Genomic DNA, 20983 nt, shown 5'->3' on the forward strand with positions numbered 1-20983 from the left:
TCCCCGGTTTCCGCCCGCACACGCCGCCGGAGTCCGCCCGCCGCCCGGCCGCGTACCCGCCGGTACCGGGACCTCACCCTGAGTGACCCGCCGCACAAGGTCACAAAAATGTATCGGGCATATCACCCATCAACCTTCACAGGCGCCACACCAGTTGGCTACGGTGCGGGCGGGCCGTACGACCCCCACCGGCGAACCTCGCCGGGCCGCGCGGCCCCCGCCGAGTCCGTCCCTGTCCCTCGTGGCAGCCGGAGCCGGGGACCCACCGAGACACATGGGGTGAATCGGCCCACTCCCTCGCGGAGCGGCCGTAGGGCAACCCTTCCAAGCACCACCGCCCGAACCCTCCCCCAGAGCCCTGACGGCCTGGGAGGGACCCCCACCGCTAACCCGGTAGGCGGAACACTGGAAGGAGTCGCCTCCCTTGGCGTCGCACCGCAAGTCGCGCACCCCCGGCACCCGCGTGGCAGGCATACGGACCCCGGCCCTCGCCACGGCCGCCCTGACCTCCGTGGCCCTGCTCTCCCAGACGGCCGACGCCGTCCCCACGGACGACGACAAGCCGAGTCTGGAGGAGGTCGAGAAGAAGGTCGGCGACCTCTACCGCCAGGCGGAGTCGGCGACCGAGAAGTACAACGGGGCCAAGGAGAAGACGGCCAAGCAGCGCAAGCGTGTCGACACCCTGCTCGACGACGTCGCCAAGCGCACCGACAAGCTCAACGACGCGCGGGAGGAACTCGGTTCCTTCGCCGCCGCCCAGTACCGCACCGGTGCGAACGTCCCGGACACCGCGACCTTCCTGCTCGCGGACACGCCGCAGGACATCTTCGACCAGCGCCAGGTGATGGACCGGATGACCGGCCGCCAGAAGCAGGCGGTCGACGACTACATCACCCAGCAGTCCGAGACGATGAAGAAGCGCAAGGAGGCCACAGAGAGCCTCGAGACGCTCACGGAGTCGCAGGACGATCTGAAGAAGGCCAAGGCCAAGGTCCAGAAGAAGCTCACCGACGCGCGTGAGCTGCTGTCGAAGCTGACCGCCGAGGAGAAGGCACGGCTTGCGGCGATCGAGAAGAAGAAGGAGCAGGAGGCCGCCCGCAAGGCCGCCGAGCTGGCCCGGAAGCAGGCCGCCGAGCAGCAGGCCCAGGAGGAGGCCGCCCGGCAGGAGAGCGGCTCGGGCACCTCGGAGTCCTCCGGCTCGGCCACCCCGCCGTCCTCCACCTCGACGGACTCCTCGTACGCCACCAAGGCCGAGAAGGCGCTCGCCTTCGCCCGCGCGCAGATCGGCAAGCCGTACGTCTGGGGCGCCACCGGCCCCGGCTCCTACGACTGCTCCGGCCTCACCCAGGCCGCCTGGAAGGCCGCCGGCGTCACCCTCCCGCGCACCACCTACGACCAGGTCAACGCGGGAACGACGGTCCCCGTCTCCGAGGCCCAGCCCGGTGACCTGGTCTTCTTCTACGCCGACGTCACCCACGTGGGGATCTACATCGGCAACGGCATGATGATCCACGCCCCGAAGCCGGGCACCTACGTCCGCGAGGAGTCGATCTTCTACGACGGCGAGTCCTCGATCCACAGCGTGGTGCGCCCCGCCTGAGCGGCTGCACGGCCGCTGTGGACCGTCGGATCCCCGGCGATCCGTCGTCCCCTCGTCATCTGTGACGGTCTGCTGAGAACCGGTCCGTGGCAGCTGGCGCATGGGGCGCCGGCACTACTCGGACCGACGCCACCCCATGAGTCGCTCCCATTGCTCGATGAGTCCATCGGCGTGAAAGGTGCCTGGTCAGGCTTCGCCGCCTCGTACGCCCGGGTACCGAACCTGGACGCGGCCATCACGGTGGGACCAGGCCGGACGGGCCGGTATCAGCTGAGGTCCATCTCGTCCCCGTCGATCTCCATCGGCTCGGGCGAGGTGGCCCTCGACGTGGCCCCGCCCCCGAAATTTTCCCTGGCGATGTTCGCCAGGTTGTCGCGCAGGGCCGGGATACGAGGATCGCCCGCCTTGATGGCCGGGTGGAGGTTTCGGTCCCAGTAGGCCTCGACATCGGCGAGTGAACTGCACCCGACCCCCCTCAGGAGGCCGACAATCTGACTGTCGTCGCCCTTGAGCCTCGCGATGTCGGGCTTCTGGATCATCCGGTCCAGGTAGTTGAGTATCATTTCCTCGCGCGAGATCTTGTCACCCGTAACGACGGCATCTCCTTCCGTCTGCATCGATTCCTTCAGGTCGTACGGATTGTTGAATGCCGTGGTCTCGCTGGACACATCGAACTGGAACTCAGGCACCCGCTGATTCCTGCAATAGATGCTCAGGAGGTTGCCGCCCTGGCCACTGAGCTGTCCGGACCAGTCGCCCGAAGCCTGCATCTCGGCCAACAGGCGGTGCATGTTGTCGCCGTTCGACACATCGATGTCGATGTCCTGCGGTGCCCGGGGTCCTCCGTAGATGTACCCGATGAGGCTGCCACCGAACCGGTAACCAACCTCAATGCTGCGCATCCAGCTGTCGAACTCCCGCAAGACGTACATGAGTTTATTCCACACGGGCTCTTGCTGACGAGCCAGTTCCGGCTGCTCGGCCCTCAACGCCGCAAACCGCTCTTCCAAGGCTGACAGCGTGAAATTGATCCTGGACCCCTCCGGGGCGGCGGTACCTCCGCCCGCCGGTGTCCGCTGCACCACCTGGCTGTACGCCTGGTTGCCGATGGCGCGCTGCAATATTCTGGCCGAATGCGGACTACCGGGCATCCGCGCGGCGGTCGCCGCAGCGTCGTCGACACCGCGGACCACCGGACGAGGAACCCCGGACCGCCGGGCCTGGTGGCGTTCGCCTTGAGCTTGCATGATCCGTCCTCGTGTCGGGGGCAGAGCTTGTGGGCATGTAGCCTCTCACACGCACGAGTTGGCCTGTCCGCAAGCACCACACCTGCCAGGTGGCCCCGCAGGTCTCCCACCTCATCGGCTCCGTGGGCGATCCGTGCCTCGGATCAGCAACGGTCAGGTCCACAGCACGGCGATGAAGACGTTCGTCACGGTCAGCAGGCCGACCAGTCCGAACAGGCCCTTGTCCACCTTCTCGTCGTCCCGCTTCACATAGACCAGGCCGAGGATCACGATCAGCAGGGCCAGCTTCACGCCGATCTTGATGTTGTCGACGGAGTAGTCCTGCGCCTGGTTGAGGCCGACCAGGGCGACGCCGGTGACCAGCATCGTCAGCGCGCCGTGCAGCATCGCCGGGCTGAAGCGGGCGGTGCCCTCCCCCATCGCCTTCATCTGGGTGAGGAAACCACCGAGCAGCGACGCGATGCCGATGATGTGCAGACCGACGAAGAGGTGGATGAGTGTGTCCATGGGGCCGGAGCCTAGCCACCCCCGCCCCATAGCACTCCGGCGCCCTCGCCTCCCCCTCCTCCACCACATCGGTCATCACTCAGAGTGAAGACGACGCGGTCGAGGCGGAATACCGGTCACTTACGGTCACCCGCTGGTCCGCTCACGCCACTTCCGCACAACCCGTTACCCGGGCCGCGCGGCGGGGCCTAGCGTCCTCCCCCAGGTGACCGGCGCTCCATCGCCGCCCGGACCAGGGGCGGCAGCCGGACACCACCGCCGAAGAGGTCCGGCGGCGGACGGCTCCCCTGTGCACCCCGCCGCCGGACCGCCCGCGGCGGTCGTGGACGAGGAGGGCAGTCGAGGTGGCAGCGCACCGCAGGTCCCGACAGCGCTCGGGGGGCGGCCACACGGCCCGCACGGCCGCCACCATCGCCCTCGCCGGCGCGGCCACCGCGACGGGCCTGGACGGGACCGCCCAGGCCGCGCCCCGGCCGTCGCCGGAGCAGGTCAGGTCCGATGTCGACCGGCTCCACCGCGAGGCGGAGGCCGCCACCGAGAAGTACAACGGCGCGAAGGAGAAGGCGGAGTCCGCGCAGCGGCGGCTGCGCGATCTGCAGGACGAGTCGGCCCGCAGGAAGGACCGTCTCAACGACGCGCGCGCCGCCCTCGGTTCGGTCGCGGCGGCGCAGTACCGCAGCGGGGGCCTCGACCCCGCCCTGCAGCTCATTCTGTCCGAGGACCCGGACGGCTATCTGGACGGCACCGCCCTCGCCGAGCGCGCGGGCACCCGCCACCGCGCGGAGGTGGGGCGGGTCCGCACGCAGCTCCGGGAGATCGAGCAGTTGCGCGGCGCGGCCCGCGTGGAGGCGAAGTCGCTGACGGCCCGCCGCGCCGAGATGCAGCGGCACAAGAAGACAATCACCGGCAAGCTGACCGCCGCCCGCCGGCTGCTGGACCGGCTGCCCCCCGAACACCGCGCGAAGACCACCGGCGCCGCACGCCCCGCCACGGCCCCCGGCTCCGTCACCGCACAGGCCCCGGGCCCGCGTGCCGCGCAGGCCGTCGCCTACGCCTACCGCAAGCTCGGCAGCCCTTACGTCTGGGGCGCCACCGGCCCGGACGCCTTCGACTGCTCGGGCCTCGTCCAGGCCGCCTACCGCGCCGCGGGCGTCTCCCTGCCGCGCACCACTTACGCCCAGATCGACGCGGGCCGCCGCGTCGCCCGCTCCGAACTGCTCCCCGGCGACCTGGTCTTCTTCTACTCCGGCATCAGTCACGTCGGCATCTACGTCGGCGACGGCCGGATGATCCACGCCCCGAACCCCTCGGCCCCCGTCCGGGTCGCCCCGATCGACGAGATGCCGTTCGCGGGCGCGACGCGGGTGAGCTGAGCGGCCCGTGCGCGGCGGCTCACACCAGTCGCCGCGCCGTCGCCCAGCGGGTCAGTTCGTGCCGGTTGGACAGCTGGAGCTTGCGCAGCACCGCGGAGACATGGGACTCGACCGTCTTCACCGAGATGAACAGCTGTTTGGCGATCTCCTTGTACGCGTACCCGCGGGCGATCAGCCGCAGCACCTCCCGCTCGCGCTGGGTGAGGCGGTCGAGGTCCTCGTCGACCGGCGGGGCGTCGGTGGAGGCGAACGCGTCCAGCACGAAGCCGGCCAGCCGCGGCGAGAACACCGCGTCCCCCTCCTGGACCCGGAAGATCGAGTCGACCAGGTCGGTCCCGGTGATCGTCTTGGTGACGTATCCGCGGGCACCGCCCCGGATCACCCCGATCACGTCCTCCGCCGCGTCCGACACGGACAGGGCGAGGAACCGCACCGGCTGCTCCGTGTCCCCCATCAACGGGGCGCAGCGGCGCAGCACCTCGACACCGCCGCCGCCGGGCAGGTGCACGTCGAGCAGGACCACCTCGGGCCGGGTCGCGGTGATGACGGTGACCGCCTGGTCGACGTCGGCGGCCTCGCCGACCACCTCGACCCCCGTCTGCTCGGTCTGTCCGATCTCGGCCTGGACCCCCGTGCGGAACATGCGGTGGTCGTCGACGAGGACGACCCGCACCCGACGCCCGGCGGACTCGGCCCCCTGCGCTGTGTTCGCCTCGGTCGGCTCGCTCATGACGTCTTCTCCGCCCTCTCCATCTCCAGTTCGACCTCCGTGCCGCCGTCGGGCACCGCGCGCAGCCGCGCCGTGCCGCCGTTGCGCTCCATGCGGCCGATGATCGATTCTCTGACGCCCATGCGGTCGGCGGGTATCGAGTCCAGGTCGAAGCCCGGGCCCCGGTCCCGGACCGACACGAAGACCGTCCTCCCCTCGACTTCGGCGTAGACCTGAACCGCGCCTCCCTCGCCACCGTACTTGGCCGCGTTGACCATTGCTTCCCGCGCGGCCTGCATCTGTGCGCCGATTCTCTCGTCGAGCGGGCAGTCGCCGACCACCACGACCTCCAGCGGGACGCCGTGCTTGTCCTCGACCTCGGCGGCATTGCGCTTCACGGCCTCGGCGAGGGTGGTGGGCTCGTCGTCCTCGTCCTTGCCGTTGCCCTCCGGTTTGTAGAGCCAGTTGCGCAGGTCGCGCTCCTGGGCGCGGGCGAGGCGGCGCACCTCGCCCGGGTGGTCCGCGTTGCGCTGGATCAGGGTCAGGGTGTGCAGCACCGAGTCGTGGACATGGGCGGCGACCTCCGCGCGCTCCTGCGCGCGGATGCGCATCAGGCGCTCCTCGGAGAGGTCCTGCGTCATGCGGACGAGATACGGGCCCGCGAGCAGGGTTATGCCCACCAGCACCGCGAGGGCGGCCTGGAGCACCGAGCCGAGGTGGGTGCCGGAGCCCCGCAGCACGAAGATGCCCGAGGCGCCCGCCGTCACCAGCAGCACCCCGGCCACGGCGCGCAGCAGGGTCACCGTACGGCGGCGCCGGCCGACCTCCATCCAGCGGGCCCGGCGCGCGTTGTCCGCCTGCCGCCACACCAGGGCGACGCCCGCGCCGACCAGGACGGTCGGCCAGAGATAGGCCCTCGTGCCGTTGCTCAGGTCGACGCTGCCCACGAAGACCATGGCCACGACGACCATGAGGAGCAGGGCGACGATCTGGCCCTTGTCGGGCCTGCGGGTGACGAGTCTGCGCCGGCCGTCGGGCGCGGTCTCGGTCGTCACCGGCGAGGCCGGCCTCTGCGCGTCCACTCCGCCCACACCGAGCGGCACGAAGAACCAGAAGGCGGCGTACAGCAGCGCGCCGAGGCCGTCGGCCGTGAACAGCCCGATGAAGACCAGGCGCACCCAGATCACGGGCAGCCCGAGATGTCCGGCGAGCCCCCGCGCCACGCCCCCGAGCCAGCGTCCGTCACTGCTGCGGTAGAGCTTGCGCGGCGGCCGCGGCTCGGCGAGTGGCGCTGCGGCGGCTTCCGACATGCCACCGATGGTCACACGCCCGCGGTGCCGGAGCATCAGGGTAGTCCCCGGAGACTCCCCTGATCTCCCGCCCGTCCCCCTCGAACACTCCCCTGCCCGCCCTCAGGGACCGATATCAGGGTCCGTCCAGGGTCATGCCGACTGCCGCCGCGGCGACTCGCCCGTCACCATGGACCCATGACCGATCACCAGCACGCCGCGGGCCCGCCCCGCACGCAGGCGGGCGCGCCCGGACAGGAGGAGGCGGCCGCCGCTCCGCCGGGCGACACCGACGAGCGGTTCCGGCGCGACCGCCGGCACCAGATGCTCGGCGGGGTGTGCGCGGGCCTGGGCCGGCACTGCGACATGGACCCGGTGATCTTCCGGATCACGCTCGCGGTCCTGTCCGCCACCGGCGGCATCGGCCTGATCTTCTACGGCTTCACCTGGCTCTTCGTCCCCTACGACGACGACGAGGAGAACGAGGTCCGCCGGCTGCTGACCGGCCGGGTCGACGGCCACACCCTGACGGCCGTGCTGTTCGCGCTGGTCGGCTGCGGCGTCTTCCTCACCATGCTGAGCAACGACGGCGTGCTGAGCTTCGCGACCATACTGGCCCTGCTGCTTGCCGGCGCGGGGTACTGGTCGCGGCGGCGCGGCGCCCCCAGCCCCGACCACCTCGCCGCCCAGGCCGTCGCCGACGCCCCGCCGGAGCCGCAGGCGCCGCCGGCCGCCGGCGCGTACCCCTCCTGGTGGCGCGACCCCATCGTGAAGGACGGCACCCATGTCGGCGGGACGGGCTATCTGTGGGGCCCCCGGGACTCCCGCGACCTGGACATCGCCGCCGCCGTCAGCATCGGCCTCGACTCCCGCGCCCGGGACAAGGTCCACGCACCGCGGCCGCCGAAGCCGCGCGGCCCCCGCGGCATCGGCGGCTGGGTCTTCCTGCTGGCCCTGCTCGCCGCGGGCCTCGGCACCGGCCTGACCTGGGAGTCGCAGCCCCTCGGCGTCACCCTGCAGACCGGCCTCGCCTGCGCGCTCGCTGTCTTCGGCATCGGCGTGGCGGTGAGCGCGTTCCTGGGCCGCACGGGAGCGGGATCGATCGTCCTGGCGGTCATCACGGCGGGCCTGCTCGCCGGCTCGGCCGCGATCCCCGAAGACATCGGCACCGACTGGACACGCACCACGTGGGAGCCGACCTCGGTCACGCAGATACGCCCGCTCTACGACCTGGGAGCGGGCCAGGGGGAACTGGACCTGTCCGCGATCCGCGTCCCCGAGAACGACACGGTGGAGACACAGGCCGATGTCGGTCTGGGCCGGCTCCATGTGATCGTGCCCAGGGACGTGACCGTGAAGCTGAGCATCGACGTGGGCCTGGGTGACATCCGGCTCCCGGGCGACGGGCAGGAGGACGTGGACGTGGCCCCCGGTCAGCACAAGAGGGTCACCCTGGAGCCGCCGCCGGGCGCCGGGAAGGCGGGCACGCTCGACCTCGATCTCCGGGTCGGCGCGGGACAGGCGGAGGTGAGCCGTGCTACGTCATGAGTTCCAGCCCGGCCGGCTGATCGCCGGTGCGTTCCTCACCCTCGCGGGGGTGACCTACGCCGGGGACGCGGGCGGCGCCTGGGAGACCCCGTGGTTCGTGGTGATCCCGCTCGTCATGGGCGGGCTCTGCCTGGCCGGCGCGGTGGGCTTCCTGACCGGCCTCGCCCGTCGCCGCCGCGGCAGGGCGCCCACGGGCTGACCCGGCGCCGCGGAGCTACCGGTAGTCCCCCGTCCGCCGCCGGCGCCGCTCCCGGAGCGCGGCGTCCACGGACAGCAGCGGGGCGCCCGCCAGCACCAGCGGGGTCCAGGCCATGAGGTACGGGAGGTCGTTGCCGTAGTAGTACGGATCGGCGGCCCAGCTCACGGTCAGCCACAGGCTGAGGGAGATCAGCGCACCGCCGAGTGCGGCCAGGCGGGTGAGCAGTCCGAGCAGCGCGCCTATCCCGACGGCCAGTTCACCGAAGGCGATGGCGTAACCGAAGGCGACGGGGCTCTCCAGCGCCATGTCGATCATCGCGGGGATGGCGGAGGAGTCACGGACGCCGCGCATCATGTCACCGATGGAACCGGCGCCGGAGTCCTTCATGAACGCGCTGTCGGTGAGTTTGTCCAGGCCGGCGTAGACGAAGGTGACGCCGAGGAAGAGGCGCAGGGGTACCAGCGCGTAGCGGGAGGCGAGGTCCCGCCAGTTTCTGTCGCCGTCGAGATGCGGGGGGTTGGTGTGCGCGCGCATGCCGTGGCTCATCGCTGAGTGCCGCCCTTCACTGCGGTCCCGGGGCCTCCTCCACGAACCATACGTACGACAATCCGGAGCGCCTCAACCCTGTTGCGCGGGGTTTTTCTGTGGGGGGTGTGTCCGGACGGGGCCGTCGGCCCGTGGCAGCGACCGCCCGCGGACCGCGCGCCCTCGTCACTCCGTCACGTCGATCGTGTAGCGGTTCGTCTCCACTCCCGCTGCCGTCACGACCTGGACGTCCACGCGGCCCGGTTCCACGTCCGCCGGTACGGGTACCGTCAGCAACGCGTCCGTCGGGTTGTCGAAGCCGCCCGTGACCGGAACCAGCGGGACATGCACGTTCACCGCCCCCACGCGCACCACCATCCGCGACAGCCGGTCGGCCCCCTGCGCCCCCACCGGCACGAACCCGGCCCCCCGGATCTCGATGTCGTCCCCGGTGCGGATCGGCGCGTCCAGATCGCCCGCCTCCCGTGCCCGCACCACCGACAGAATGACCGGACGCCCGCCCTCGGCGTACTTCCCCGCGAGATACGTCCCCGCCGACACCAGCACCACCACCGCGAGCCCCCACGGCAGGTCCGGCAACTGGTCCGGCCGCCGCGCCAGCCGCACCGCCGCGAACGCCAGGGCGACCCCGCCGATCACGACGTACTGGATGTCGGCGAAGCTGCCCCGGCCCGAGTCGTCGGTCAGCAGATCCGCCGCCCTGGGCCGGTACGCCCGCACCTTCTGCAGCCGCTGTCCCTGCACCCGCAGTCCGACGACCCGCCGCACCAGCACGGCGATCCCGCAGACCACGGCCAGCACCGTCACCACGCCCGCGCCCCGGGCCAGTTCGAGCCCGTCGATCAGCGCGTCCCGCTCCCGCTCACCGGACGCGGCCGCCAGCCGCCCCACCAGGACGAGCACCGCGAACGCCACGAACAGCACCCAGGACGCGGCCACCGCGCGAGACGTGGAGAGCCGGTTGTCCTCACCGATCACCGGTGCCAGCGCACCGCCACGGTCCCGGTGGAACCACGAAGCGGCGGTGAGCGCGCCGGCCACCACCACCGCGGCCAGCAGACCGGCGCTGCGCGCCGCGGTCCACCCCGCGCCGATCGCCGTGAGCGCCTGTCCGAGGAGCAGCAGCACCACGGCCGCCCACACCACGACGGCGGTGCGCCGCCACAGCCGTTCCAGCCACGCCGCGCCCTCGGCCCGTCCCCGCTCGGCGACGGCCTCCGCGGCCTGGGTCAGCTCCTCCGACACCCACTGCCGGGAGGCCGACGCGGAGTGGGCCACGGCGGCCGGCACCCCCTGCCCGGCCGCGTACTCGTCCCGCTTCAGCAGAAACGCCGCGACGGCACGCCGATGTCCCTCACGTGCCCCGTGCGGACAGTCGCCGCAGGTGCAGCCGCCCTCGTGCGGGCCCGTGTCCACGCCGCCCTGCCTCGCTTCCTGCACCGCCACGCCCGAAGCCCGCCCTTTCCCGCCATCCATCGAAACCACGACACAAGTCCCCGCTGACGCAAGCGAATTGTGCCCTACCGCACACCCTTCACGACCGGCGGCCCCGGTCAGTGCGAGTGAATTCCCGAACGCCGGGTTGACCCCGGCCGCTCAGCCCAGCAGATCCGGCTCGCTCCGGGTGATCTCCTGCCACATCGGCTGGTAGTTGATCCACGCCACGAGGTCCCCACCGAGCTGCTCACGCGTGGCGACCGCCTGCCGGTGGTCGATGAGGACGGGCCGGCCCGCGGCCCGCGCCATGAGCTGCACCTGGCAGGACCGCTCCATCGTCATGAACCACCAGGCCGCCGCGTCCACCGAGTCCCCCACGGTGAGCAGCCCGTGGTTGCGCAGCACCAGCGCCTTGTGGGAGCCGAGCGTACCGGCGATCCGCCGCCCCTCCTCGGCGTCGACGGTGACGCCGCTGTAGGCGTCGTAGAGGGCGTGGTCCTCGTAGAACGCGCAGCTCTCCTGGGTGAGGGGGTCCAGCAGGTCGCCGAGTGCGGCGAGGGCCCGCCCGTGCACGGAGTGGCAGTGGGCGACGGCGACGACGTCGGGCCGTGCGGCGTGCACCTGGGCGTGCACGGTGAACGCGGCCTGGTTGACGTGGTGGCCGCCCTCGACGACCTGCCCGTCCTGGTTGGCGAGCACCAGGTCGCTCACGGTGACGTGCCGGAAGGGCATCCCGAACGGATTGACCCAGAAGCAGTCGCTGTACTCCGGGTCGCGTGCCGTGATGTGCCCCGACACACCGTCCTCGTAGCCGAGCCGCCCGAAGAGCCGCAGCGCGCCCGCGAGCCGTTCCTTGCGGTGCCGGCGCTCGTCCTCGACCGACTCGTGCATGGGCGGCATGGCGAAGCGCAGCTTGTCGGTGGGCAGCGGCATGGGCGGCGTGGGCCTCCCGTGCATAAGTCCTCCCGCGGGGGGTTTGCGTACGAGGCGGAAGTTACCGGCGGGGCGCCCCGGACGACAGCTCTGTTCCGTAACACCGGGCACCCATCGCGCCCCGACCCAGCGCCCCGCGAACCGAACACCCCGACACGAACGGGGATACCCGACACAGGATGTCCGCTTTCGGCGCCACACTCCCCCCATGAGCACAGACACGGGCATGAACTGGGCGGCCTTCACCGCGGCCGAACCGGAGCTGGCGAAGACCGTCGAGCAGCGCTTCACCGCGTACACCCACCACGTTCTCGCGACCCTGCGCAAGGACGGCTCACCGCGCACCACGGGCCTGGAGGTCCGCTTCCTCGACGGTGAGCTCTGGTTCGGCATGATGCCGGACTCGCTCAAGGCGCTCGACCTGCGCCGCGACCCGCGCTTCGCGCTCCAGGCGAACCCGGGCGAGGGGACGGGCATGGGCGGCGGCGACGTCCGGATCGGCGGCCGGGCGGTCGAGATCGCCGCGGACGACACCGCGACCCGGGCCCGGTACGCCGAAGAGGTGGAACCGCCGGAGCCGTTCCACCTCTTCCGCACCGAGCTGACGGAGGTCGTACGGACCTACGTGGAGGACGAGAAGTACCTCGTCGTCCAGGTCTGGAAGCCCGGAGAGCCGGTGCGCACCCTCAAACGGACCTGAGCCCCGCGACGGCGGGGACTACTCCCACTCGATGGTCCCCGGCGGCTTGGAGGTGACGTCGAGGACGACCCGGTTGACGTCCCGCACCTCGTTGGTGATGCGGGTCGAGATCTTCGCGAGGACGTCGTACGGCAGCCGCGACCAGTCGGCGGTCATGGCGTCCTCGCTGGAGACCGGGCGCAGCACGATCGGGTGCCCGTAGGTGCGGCCGTCGCCCTGCACGCCCACCGACCGCACGTCCGCCAGCAGCACGACCGGGCACTGCCAGATGTCCCGGTCGAGGCCGGCCGCCGTCAGCTCCTCACGGGCGATGGCGTCGGCCTCGCGGAGCAGGTCGAGCCGCTCCTTGGTGACCTCGCCGACGATGCGGATGCCGAGGCCGGGCCCGGGGAACGGCTGACGCTGGACGATCTCGTCCGGCAGGCCGAGCTCCTGGCCGACCATCCGGACCTCGTCCTTGAACAGCTGGCGCAGCGGCTCGATCAGCTGGAACTCGAGGTCCTCGGGGAGGCCGCCCACATTGTGGTGGGACTTGATGTTGGCGGTGCCGGTGCCGCCGCCGGACTCGACGACGTCGGGGTAGAGCGTGCCCTGGACGAGGAACTCCACCGCCGGGCCCGCGTCCGCGATGATCTCGGCCTGGGCCTGCTCGAAGACCCGGATGAACTCGCGGCCGATGATCTTCCGCTTCTCCTCCGGGTCGGAGACGCCCTTCAGGGCGGTGAGGAACCGCTCCTCGGCGTCGACGACCTTCAGCTGCACGCCGGTCGCGGCGACGAAGTCCTTCTCGACCTGCTCGGTCTCGCCCTTGCGCATCAGGCCGTGGTCGACGTAGACGCAGGTCAGCTGGGATCCGATGGCCTTCTGCACGAGGGCGGCGGCGACCGCGGAGTCCACACCGCCGGACAGACCGCAGATGGCGCGCCGGTCGCCGACCTGCTCGCGGATGGCGGCGACCTGCTCCTCGATCACGTTGCCCGTGGTCCAGTCGGGGGTCAGGCCCGCGCCCCGGTACAGGAAGTGCTCCAGCACCTGCTGTCCGTGCGTGGAGTGCATCACCTCGGGGTGGTACTGGACGCCGTAGAGCTTCTTCTCGTCGTTCTCGAACGCGGCGACCGGCACGACGTCGGTGGAGGCGGTGACCGTGAAGCCTTCGGGGGCCGCGGAGCAGGCGTCGCCGTGCGACATCCACACGGCCTGCTCGTCCGGGGTGCCCTCGAAGAGGGTGGAGGAGCTCTTGGAGACGTGCAGACCGGTACGGCCGTACTCGCGGGCGCCGGTGTTGTCCACCTGGCCGCCCAGGCTCTGCGCCATGAGCTGGAAGCCGTAGCACATGCCGAAGACGGGCACGCCGGCCTCGAAGAGCGCGCGGTCGAGGCGGGGAGCGCCCTCCTCGTACACGGACGAGGGGCCGCCGGACAGGATGATCGCCGCCGGGTTCTTCGCGAGCATCTCGGTGACCGGCATGGTGCTCGGCACGATCTCGCTGTAGACCCGCGCCTCGCGGACGCGACGGGCGATGAGCTGGGCGTACTGCGCGCCGAAGTCGACGACCAGAACGGTGTCGGGCGCGTTGGCAGCGGGAGACGCTGAGGACACGAGGTGCCTTCCGGCGGTGGGGCGGGGGTCTTGTGCCTCCCGATTCTACCGAGGCGGCAAAGGACCCCGGCCCGCGCCGGGGGACGCGGACCGACGCGATCCGTCTCACCATGCGGCGCGCTGTGGACAGCCGCCGCGGAGCGGGCATACTGGGCCCATGCTCACGCACCAGACCTTCCTCTTTACCTATGGCGACCGGCCCGCCGGCTGCCATGGTCGTGCTGCTTGAGCAACTGACAAGCGACTTCCCAGGCGCCCCGGGCCGACAAGGTCCGGGGCGCCTGGCGTTCGGCTCCGGACCCCGTCGCTCCGGGGCACCTCACCCGACGACTCACCGAGGAGCCCCCGGACATGACCGCCACCCCGACCACCGCCACCACCCCCGGACAGGCCGGCCCGCAGCCCGGCGAGCGGACCGGTGCCCGTACCACCGAGGCGGCCGAGCTGATCACCGGTGCCCGCGAGCGGATCGACGCGCTCGACGCCCGGATCATCGGCCTCGTGCAGGAACGGATGGCCGTGTCGGCCGTCATCCAGGAGGAACGGATCGCCTCCGGCGGCCGGCGCGTGAACCTCTCCCGCGAGATGGAGATCCTCGCCACCTACCGGGACGCCCTGGGCAAGCCCGGCACCGCGCTCGCGATGACGCTGCTGGAGCTGTGCCGGGGCAGGATCTGAATCCGCGTTCCCGGTACGGACGTACGCACCGCCTCTCACCCGTCCGGCGCGTGACCGGTGGCCGGGCCGCTTCGTTGGTCCCGGTGTCCGCGCCGGCCAGGGGCGGGCTCGAGAGAACCACACATGGCTCGCCGGAGCGTCGAGGCGTACGGATGGTGTCGACGCCGTGGGACGTCGCTCCGGACGAGTGACCGGGCGGCAGGGGACAGCCGGCCCGGTCACCCGGGAGAAGGCCGGCTCCGGGGACGCCCGGAGCCGGCCGACGGATGACTTGCGTCGTTCCCGGATCGGACCGGCCGCGGCCGCCGCACCTCAGACGCGCGACACCACGCCGCAGTCCTCCTCGCCCGCGCCCTGTTCCGGCCGGTCGAGGCCCTCGCTGCGGTCGTACGGATCGCGCGCCTCGCCGGTCGGCTCCGGGCCCTCCTCCCGGTCAGTGAGGAACTGGGGACGGATGACGCCGTCGCCCTCCCGGCAGTCGTCGTTGGCTATCTCGCTGTTGTAGTCGGATATCCAGAGGCGTCCCTCGGTGAACCGGAACCGCGCGGGATCCATGGCCGCCACCTCGATCGTCCGCCGCACGATGGTCCTGGTCACCTCGTCACCGCCGCCGGCGCGCGCCACCGGGTACACGAACGTGTAGTCCGCCTTGATCAGCGCCTTCCCCGCGGTTCCGGGCTCGGGTTCGACGGTCATCCGGCCGCGGACCCGCGCCTGCCCCACGAGTTCGACCTCGTCGGGATCGAAACGGGTGAAGGCCCAGGTCGGGTCGTTCTCGGCCGTGGGCCTGCGCAGCGCCACGCGCAGTTCCGCGAGGAGGTCCTTCTCCCCGGGGTCCACCAGGTCCAGCGCCTTCGCCGGCCGGCCGCCCTCGAGCACCGCGGGGTCGAGGTTGGCGGCGACCAGGAACTGCTTCGTCTTCTTCAGCGCGGCCTCGACCCGGGCGGCGGACACACCGCCCACGGCCTTCGCCTCCGGGAGCCGGATGGCGTCCGCGCCCGCCTCCCAGCGCGCGGCCGGGGACCCGGCGAACGGCTTCTCCCGGGTGGGCACGTCGGGCGGGGCGTCGGACGGCGCGGTGCTCGGCCGGGCGGTCTCGGGGGCCAGCGGCGGGGCGGGGGACGATGCTGCCTCGTCCTGGGTGTCCCACCCGTCGCCGAGGCCGCCGGGCAGCCAGGACAGCGCGGCGGACGGATTGACGGCGACCACGGCGAGCGCGGCGGCCACCACCACGCCCACCGCGCTCCACACCCGGCGGCGCGAGGCGCGCCCGTTCATCTCCTGCCAGGCTGGACCCGTACGCCAGCCCTCGGGCTGGGCGGGCGGCGGAGGCGTCCGCTTCCTGCCCCAGCGGCTCCTGCGGCCGCCCGCGCCCGCCCCGGCCGCCTGCGCCTCGTCCATGGCCCGCAGCCGCTCCGTCACCATGCGCGCCCGCGCGGACGGCTCCTTGGGAGCGGACGCCCGGATGTCGCGCTCGCTGTCCTGGACGAATTTCTCCCAGACGTCGTCCGGCAGGGACGAGGACTCCGGCAGGTCCTCCGGTCCCCTCTCCGGTCCGTTCTCGGGTCTCTTCTCTTCGGACGGCTGCTCGGCCACGGGATAGCGGGCTTTCTCTCAGGGACGGCTGTCGGCGGCTGAGCGTACGTCAGAGATCACCCGCTTTCGTAAGTGATCCACGTCACATAAAAATTCTGTGAGATCGGGGACAACCATTCGCCGGGCCCGTTGATCGAACCACTGGAACCAACAGCCACCCGCGCCCCGGCGCGGAGGCCTTTCCCTCACTCGTTCGTGCCGCGGCCACGCGGCACACCGGACTTCCCGAGGTCTTCATGAAGCTTCGCCGTGCCATGGCCGCGGCGGTCGCGACGGCGGCCATCGCCCCGGCCGCGCTGCTCGCCGCCCCGGCCGCGTACGCGACCGACTCCACGCCGACCGCGACCGCGAGCGATTCCGCGGCCGGGTCCGGCACCGACGGCGAGACCGGCACGTCCCCTTCCCCGTCCACGACCGAGTCGGGCCCGGACGACGCGACGGACCCGAAGGACGAGACCGAGCCGGGCGGCGAGAACGGTTCGGGTGACGAGAACGGTTCGGGTGACGGGACCGGTTCCGAGGACGGGAAGGACGAGACCGAGCCGGGCGACGAGTCCTCCGCCTCGCCGTCCACGTCCACCTCGCCCTCCGCGACCACGTCGCCTTCGCCGAGCACCTCCGCGCCCGAGGAGACTCCGGACCCGGAGCCGACCGCGTGCGAGGACACCAAGGTCGACGTCGGCATCACCGGCCTGCCCGGCAAGATCTCCGCGGGCAGCGGCTGGCACACGTTCTCGCTGAACGTGTTGAACGACTCCGGCTCCACGCTCCAGAACCTGGACTACTTCGCCGGGGCCTCCGCAGACGCGGACGGCATGGACCTGTTCAAGAGCAAGCAGGTCCGGCTCCAGGCCTGGGACCCCGACGCCAAGGTCTGGTTCGACCTCAGCGAAGAGGGCTACGCGGTGGGCTACATCGGCTACTCGAACGAGCTGAAGCCCGGCTACCGGGTCGAGATCCCGATGCGCCTCAACGTCTCGGCCTCCGCCCCGGCCGGTGCGGCCTTCTCGCTCGGCGCGACGATCTACGGCGACGGCGACGACGAGTGCCTCGGCTTCGGCGACGTCTCGTACCGGTTCCGGATCGTGGCCCCCGGCACGGACACGGACGGCACCAAGCCGCAGCTCGGCGGCAAGGCGCCGGTCACGGACGCGAAGCCCGACAAGGACACGCCGAAGGTCACCGGCAGCCTCGCGCAGACCGGTTCGAACTCCGCCCTGCCGATGATCGGGCTGGTCGGCGGCGCCGCCGTCGTGGCCGGTGCCGGTGCGGTGTTCGTGGTGCGCCGGCGCAAGGCCGGTACGGAGGCGTAACACCGCCGGACCGCGCACCCGCGCGCGGCACCACCCAGGACAAGGGAAAAGGACCTGAGCTCGGAGGGGGGCACAGGTCCTTTTTCCTCTTCTTTCCTCTTCTTCCTTCTGCTGTCTACTTCTTCGGGGGCACCTCCGGCATCCCCAGGAACGGCAGCTTCAGCGCACCGAACGCGTCCGCCGGGACCGCCGGGGACTTCGGCTCGACCGGCTGGAGGCGCCGGTACGGCTCGCCCTGTCGCGGACGCGGGTCGGCGTCACCCTTGTTGGGCCAGTACGACATCGCCCGCTCGGCCTGGGCCGTGATGGTCAGGGAGGGGTTCACGCCCAGGTTCGCCGAGACCGCCGCCCCGTCCACGACCGAGATTCCGGGATGGCCGTACAGCCGGTGATACGGGTCGATCACCCCGGTTTCCCGGGAGGCACCGATCGGACAGCCGCCCAGGAAGTGGGCGGTCAGCGGCATGCCCGTCAGCTCGCCGACGTTGGAGCCGGGAAAGCCGTTGATTTCCGCCGCCAGCGCCGAGGCGCCCTCCGTGGCCGCCTTGATCTGCTTGGGGTTGGGGGCGCCGTGCCCCTGCCGGGCGGTGAGCAGCCCGCGGCCGGCCCCGGACGGCTTGAGGTACGTCGTCAGGGAGTTGTCCAGCGACTGCATCACCAGCCCGATGATGGTCCGCTCCGACCAGCGCCGGTTGGACAGCGAGCGCACCGTCATCACGGGGTGCCGCACCGCGTTGCCCAGCCAGCCCAGGACCCGCGCCGCGCCCGAGCCACCGCCCGCGTACGGCACCTGGAGGATGGAGAGCCCGCCCATCGAGTTGGAGCCCTTGCCGTAGCGGACCGGCTCGATGTGGGTGTTCTCGTCGGGGTGGATCGAGGACGTGATGGCGACACCCCGGGTGAAGTCGGCCTTCGGCGCCCCGGTGGCCTTGCGGTAGCGGCGGTTGTCGGTCTGCGCGCCCACGAGGGCCTCGGAGTTGGTGCGGGTCAGTTCGCCCAGCCGGTCCGAAAGGTGCGGCAGCTGTCCGCCGGCCCGCATCCGGTGCAGCAGCGTCTGGGTGCCGTAGGTGCCGGCCGCCAGGACCACCCGGCGGGCCCGGAAGGTGCGGCCCTCGCCCTTGCGGCGGTCGTCGGTCGGCAACGTGGCGACCGCGTAGCCGCCGCGCGAGTCCTCCGTCACCGACACCGCCGTCGTCATGGGGTGCACCACCGCGCCCGCCTTCTCGGCAAGGTGGAGGTAGTTCTCGTTGAGGGTGTTCTTCGCACCGTGCCGGCAGCCCGTCATGCACTCGCCGCACTCGGCACAGGCCCGGCGCGCGGGGCCGGCCCCGCCGAAGTAGGGGTCGGGCACCTCCTGTCCCGGCTTCGCCCTCACCGTGCCGTCGGCGTCCTCGCCGTCGCCGAAGAACACACCGACGGGCGCCATGTGGAAGGTGTCGCCCACGCCCATCCGCTCGGCCGCCCCCTTCAGATGCACGTCCGACGGGGTCATCGTGGGGTTGAGCCGTACGCCGAGCATGCGCCGCGCCTGGTCGTAGTACGGCTTCAGCTCGTCCTGCCAGTCGGTGATGTGCCCCCACTGCGGGTCGTCGAAGAACGGCTTGGGCGGTACGTAGAGGGTGTTGGCGTAGTTGAGGGAGCCGCCGCCGACGCCCGCGCCGGCCAGGACCATGACGTTGCCCAGCAGATGGATGCGCTGGATGCCGTACATGCCGAGTGCGGGCGCCCACAGGTAGTTCCTCAGGTCCCAGGAGTTCTTCGGCAGGGTCTCGCGGGTGAAGCGGCGGCCGGCCTCGAGGACGCCGACGCGGTAGCCCTTCTCCGTGAGCCTGAGCGCCGACACGGAGCCGCCGAATCCGGACCCCACGACGAGGACGTCGTAGTCGTACTCCTCCTCGGGCACGGGTGTCTCCTCTGCGCGTGTCGCGTGCGGGTGGTGCGGGTGCTCCGTGGTGTCTCGCGCGGCTGCGCGCGCCCCGGCGTCGGTCACCGGAACCGGAACGCCTTCATCAGACGCAGGCTGCGGCTCATGAAGGCCGCGTACGCCGCGTCGTCCATGCCCAGTGAGGGGGCCATCGGCAGTACGCGCTGGTGGGCGACGGTCTGGGCCTCGGTGTACTTGAGGATGCCCTCGGAGCCGTGCCGGCGCCCGAGGCCGGAGTCCTTCATGCCGCCCATCGGCGACTGGACGCTGCCGTACGCGGGCGCGTACCCCTCGTTGATGTTCACGGTGCCGGTGCGCAGCCGGGCGGCGATCTCGCGGCCGCGCCGGGCGTTGCCCGTCCACACGGAGGAGTTGAGCCCGTAGGGCGTGGAGTTGGCGCGTTCGACCGCCTCGTCGTCGGAGGAGAAGCGGTAGACGGAGACGACCGGGCCGAAGGTCTCCTCGGTGCAGACGCTCATGGGGGCCTCGACCCCGTCGAGGATGGTCGGCTCGTAGAAGTAGGGGCCTATGTCGGGACGGGCCGTGCCGCCCGCGAGGACCGTGGCGCCCTTGGCGACGGCGTCCTCGACGTGCCGGGTGACGGCGTCGAGCTGGCGCTGTCCGACCAGGGAGCCCATGTCGGCGCCGTAGGCGAGGGAGGTGCCGAGGCGGAGCGCCTTGGTGCGGGCGGCGAAGCGCTCCAGGAAGGCGTCGGCGACCGACTCGTGGACGTACAGCCGCTCGATGGAGATGCACAGCTGGCCCGCGCTGGAGAAGCAGGCGCGGACGGCGCCGGCGGCGGCCTTGTCCAGGTCGGCGTCGTCCAGGACCAGCATGGCGTTCTTGCCGCCGAGTTCGAGGGAGACGCCGACCAGCCGGGCGGCGGCGCCCTGGGCGACCTCGCGGCCGGTGCGGGTGGAGCCGGTGAAGGAGACGTAGTCGGCGTGCTTGACGACCTCGGGGCCGACGACCGGGCCCTCGCCGAGGACGACCTGGAAGACGTCGGCGGGCAGTCCGGCCTCGATCAGCAGGTCGCGGGCCCACAGTGCGGTGAGGCAGGTCTCCGTGTCGGGCTTCATCACGACCGCGTTGCCCGCGGCGAACGCCGGGAGGGCGTCGCCGACGGACAGTTCGAGGGGGTAGTTCCAGGGGGCGATCTGGCCCACGACACCGCGCGGGTGGCGCAGTTCGGTGACCTTGGTGAGGGCCGGCACGGCGCCGGCGTGCCGCTTGGGGCGCAGATGGGCGGCGGCCCGGCGGCCGTAGTGGCGGGCCGCGACCGCGACGGCCTGTACTTCCTCGTGGGCGTGCAGCCGGGCCTTGCCGGTCTCCAGCTGGATCAGGTCGAGCACCTCGGCCTGGCGCTCCAGCACCAGGTCGTGGAAGCGGAGCAGGACGGCGGCGCGCCGGCGCACCGGGGTCCCGGCCCAGACGGCCTGGGCGGTGCGGGCCGTCTCGAAGGCCCGGGCCACGTCCTCGGGGGTCGACTCGGGCAGGTCGGCCAGCTTCTCGCCGGTGAACGGCGTGTGATTGGCGGTCCGGCCGGAGCCGGCCACACCCTTGGTGAGCTGGGCGACCAGCTCCGGCGTGACCACGTCGGCGGCGGTACGGGCCCCCCGTGGGGAGGGGGCGAGGGGGTTGGTGCCGGTGGTTTCCCGGGTCTGCGCGTCCGTCATGAGGCGCAGGGTATGCCCGGCCGAACACTTTGTGTACCCGTCGGTAACAGATTCGCGCAGGGCTCACACAACGCCAGTGAACGCTGGCAACGAAGCCCCTGATCAGGGC

At 71.8% G+C, this 20983-nt stretch carries 18 protein-coding genes; 7 read left to right on the top strand and 11 right to left on the bottom strand.

Annotated elements, in window-relative coordinates:
- The first annotated feature begins 424 nt into the window (after window positions 1-424).
- On the top strand, window positions 425-1600 hold the full coding sequence (locus AC5L3C_RS14235) for a C40 family peptidase (protein WP_493649329.1): 1176 nt from the start codon (window positions 425-427) through the stop codon (window positions 1598-1600).
- Window positions 1601-1866: 266 nt separating this feature from the next.
- Here the strand turns inward: AC5L3C_RS14235 and AC5L3C_RS14240 are convergent, their stop codons facing one another.
- Window positions 1867-2847 carry a hypothetical protein gene (locus tag AC5L3C_RS14240; protein ID WP_493649330.1) on the bottom strand — a complete coding sequence of 327 codons (981 nt, stop codon included), beginning with the start codon at window positions 2845-2847 and terminating at the stop codon, window positions 1867-1869.
- A gap of 153 nt (window positions 2848-3000) precedes the next feature.
- On the bottom strand, window positions 3001-3354 hold the full coding sequence (locus AC5L3C_RS14245; protein ID WP_493649331.1) for a hypothetical protein: 354 nt from the start codon (window positions 3352-3354) through the stop codon (window positions 3001-3003).
- A gap of 344 nt (window positions 3355-3698) precedes the next feature.
- Between AC5L3C_RS14245 and AC5L3C_RS14250 the strand changes: the two genes are divergently transcribed.
- The gene (locus AC5L3C_RS14250; protein ID WP_493649332.1) at window positions 3699-4727 is read left to right on the top strand and encodes a C40 family peptidase; all 1029 of its coding nucleotides are present in this window, start codon (window positions 3699-3701) and stop codon (window positions 4725-4727) included.
- A gap of 19 nt (window positions 4728-4746) precedes the next feature.
- Here AC5L3C_RS14250 and AC5L3C_RS14255 read toward each other — a convergent pair whose 3' ends face one another.
- A complete protein-coding gene (locus tag AC5L3C_RS14255; RefSeq protein ID WP_125504660.1) occupies window positions 4747-5457 on the bottom strand; it encodes a LuxR C-terminal-related transcriptional regulator in 711 nt (236 codons plus the stop codon).
- A complete protein-coding gene (locus AC5L3C_RS14260; RefSeq protein WP_493649333.1) occupies window positions 5454-6746 on the bottom strand; it encodes a PspC domain-containing protein in 1293 nt (430 codons plus the stop codon). The genes AC5L3C_RS14255 and AC5L3C_RS14260 overlap by 4 nt, the downstream gene beginning before the upstream one ends.
- 177 nt (window positions 6747-6923) lie before the next feature.
- Here AC5L3C_RS14260 and AC5L3C_RS14265 point away from each other — a divergent pair, with 177 nt between their 5' ends.
- Window positions 6924-8273, top strand: a complete 1350-nt coding sequence (locus tag AC5L3C_RS14265) for a PspC domain-containing protein (protein WP_493649334.1) — start codon at window positions 6924-6926, stop codon at window positions 8271-8273.
- The gene (locus tag AC5L3C_RS14270; protein WP_125504663.1) at window positions 8260-8472 is read left to right on the top strand and encodes a hypothetical protein; all 213 of its coding nucleotides are present in this window, start codon (window positions 8260-8262) and stop codon (window positions 8470-8472) included. Before AC5L3C_RS14265 ends, AC5L3C_RS14270 begins: the two co-directional genes overlap by 14 nt.
- A 15-nt stretch (window positions 8473-8487) precedes the next feature.
- On the opposite strand, the gene AC5L3C_RS14275 is transcribed toward AC5L3C_RS14270, so the two are convergent.
- The 3 genes from AC5L3C_RS14275 to AC5L3C_RS14285 all read right to left on the bottom strand — a co-directional run bounded on the left by AC5L3C_RS14275 (window position 8488) and on the right by AC5L3C_RS14285 (window position 11412).
- Window positions 8488-9018 carry a DoxX family protein gene (locus AC5L3C_RS14275; protein WP_493649335.1) on the bottom strand — a complete coding sequence of 177 codons (531 nt, stop codon included), beginning with the start codon at window positions 9016-9018 and terminating at the stop codon, window positions 8488-8490.
- A gap of 165 nt (window positions 9019-9183) precedes the next feature.
- Complete coding sequence (locus AC5L3C_RS14280; RefSeq protein WP_493649336.1) at window positions 9184-10464, bottom strand: hypothetical protein; 1281 nt, start codon at window positions 10462-10464, stop codon at window positions 9184-9186.
- A gap of 150 nt (window positions 10465-10614) precedes the next feature.
- Window positions 10615-11412 (bottom strand): class II aldolase/adducin family protein, encoded by a 798-nt coding sequence (locus AC5L3C_RS14285; RefSeq protein ID WP_493649337.1) that lies wholly within the window; start codon window positions 11410-11412, stop codon window positions 10615-10617.
- A gap of 184 nt (window positions 11413-11596) precedes the next feature.
- On the opposite strand from AC5L3C_RS14285, the gene AC5L3C_RS14290 reads away from it, so the two are divergent.
- Entirely contained in the window at window positions 11597-12088 is a 492-nt protein-coding gene (locus AC5L3C_RS14290; RefSeq protein ID WP_493649338.1) for a pyridoxamine 5'-phosphate oxidase family protein, read from the top strand.
- Between the two features lie 18 nt (window positions 12089-12106).
- On the opposite strand, the gene guaA is transcribed toward AC5L3C_RS14290, so the two are convergent.
- Window positions 12107-13687, bottom strand: a complete 1581-nt coding sequence (gene guaA / locus AC5L3C_RS14295; protein WP_493649339.1) for a glutamine-hydrolyzing GMP synthase — start codon at window positions 13685-13687, stop codon at window positions 12107-12109.
- Between the two features lie 351 nt (window positions 13688-14038).
- Between guaA and AC5L3C_RS14300 the strand changes: the two genes are divergently transcribed.
- Window positions 14039-14365 (top strand): chorismate mutase, encoded by a 327-nt coding sequence (locus AC5L3C_RS14300; RefSeq protein ID WP_125504669.1) that lies wholly within the window; start codon window positions 14039-14041, stop codon window positions 14363-14365.
- Window positions 14366-14677: 312 nt separating this feature from the next.
- Here AC5L3C_RS14300 and AC5L3C_RS14305 read toward each other — a convergent pair whose 3' ends face one another.
- Complete coding sequence (locus AC5L3C_RS14305) at window positions 14678-15961, bottom strand: serine/threonine-protein kinase (RefSeq protein ID WP_240661183.1); 1284 nt, start codon at window positions 15959-15961, stop codon at window positions 14678-14680.
- Between the two features lie 236 nt (window positions 15962-16197).
- Here AC5L3C_RS14305 and AC5L3C_RS14310 point away from each other — a divergent pair, with 236 nt between their 5' ends.
- Window positions 16198-17274 carry an LPXTG cell wall anchor domain-containing protein gene (locus tag AC5L3C_RS14310; RefSeq protein ID WP_493649340.1) on the top strand — a complete coding sequence of 359 codons (1077 nt, stop codon included), beginning with the start codon at window positions 16198-16200 and terminating at the stop codon, window positions 17272-17274.
- 115 nt (window positions 17275-17389) lie between these two features.
- Here the strand turns inward: AC5L3C_RS14310 and AC5L3C_RS14315 are convergent, their stop codons facing one another.
- Both AC5L3C_RS14315 and AC5L3C_RS14320 read right to left on the bottom strand, forming a co-directional pair.
- Complete coding sequence (locus AC5L3C_RS14315; RefSeq protein WP_493649341.1) at window positions 17390-19177, bottom strand: GMC family oxidoreductase N-terminal domain-containing protein; 1788 nt, start codon at window positions 19175-19177, stop codon at window positions 17390-17392.
- A gap of 83 nt (window positions 19178-19260) precedes the next feature.
- On the bottom strand, window positions 19261-20874 hold the full coding sequence (locus tag AC5L3C_RS14320) for a succinic semialdehyde dehydrogenase (protein ID WP_493649342.1): 1614 nt from the start codon (window positions 20872-20874) through the stop codon (window positions 19261-19263).
- Window positions 20875-20983 lie beyond the last annotated feature (109 nt).

The sequence above is a fragment of the Streptomyces speibonae genome (genome assembly GCF_984686075.1).

What these genes read in the sequence shown, in the direction of transcription:
- AC5L3C_RS14240 (WP_493649330.1), bottom strand. Translation starts at nt 2,847, where the DNA reads ATGCAAGCTCAAGGCGAACGCCACCAGGCCCGGCGGTCCGGGGTTCCT.
- AC5L3C_RS14245 (WP_493649331.1), bottom strand. Translation starts at nt 3,354, where the DNA reads ATGGACACACTCATCCACCTCTTCGTCGGTCTGCACATCATCGGCATC.
- AC5L3C_RS14255 (WP_125504660.1), bottom strand. Translation starts at nt 5,457, where the DNA reads ATGAGCGAGCCGACCGAGGCGAACACAGCGCAGGGGGCCGAGTCCGCC.
- AC5L3C_RS14260 (WP_493649333.1), bottom strand. Translation starts at nt 6,746, where the DNA reads ATGTCGGAAGCCGCCGCAGCGCCACTCGCCGAGCCGCGGCCGCCGCGC.
- AC5L3C_RS14265 (WP_493649334.1), top strand. Translation starts at nt 6,924, where the DNA reads ATGACCGATCACCAGCACGCCGCGGGCCCGCCCCGCACGCAGGCGGGC.
- AC5L3C_RS14275 (WP_493649335.1), bottom strand. Translation starts at nt 9,018, where the DNA reads ATGAGCCACGGCATGCGCGCGCACACCAACCCCCCGCATCTCGACGGC.
- AC5L3C_RS14285 (WP_493649337.1), bottom strand. Translation starts at nt 11,412, where the DNA reads ATGCACGGGAGGCCCACGCCGCCCATGCCGCTGCCCACCGACAAGCTG.
- AC5L3C_RS14290 (WP_493649338.1), top strand. Translation starts at nt 11,597, where the DNA reads ATGAGCACAGACACGGGCATGAACTGGGCGGCCTTCACCGCGGCCGAA.
- AC5L3C_RS14300 (WP_125504669.1), top strand. Translation starts at nt 14,039, where the DNA reads ATGACCGCCACCCCGACCACCGCCACCACCCCCGGACAGGCCGGCCCG.
- AC5L3C_RS14310 (WP_493649340.1), top strand. Translation starts at nt 16,198, where the DNA reads ATGAAGCTTCGCCGTGCCATGGCCGCGGCGGTCGCGACGGCGGCCATC.
- AC5L3C_RS14320 (WP_493649342.1), bottom strand. Translation starts at nt 20,874, where the DNA reads ATGACGGACGCGCAGACCCGGGAAACCACCGGCACCAACCCCCTCGCC.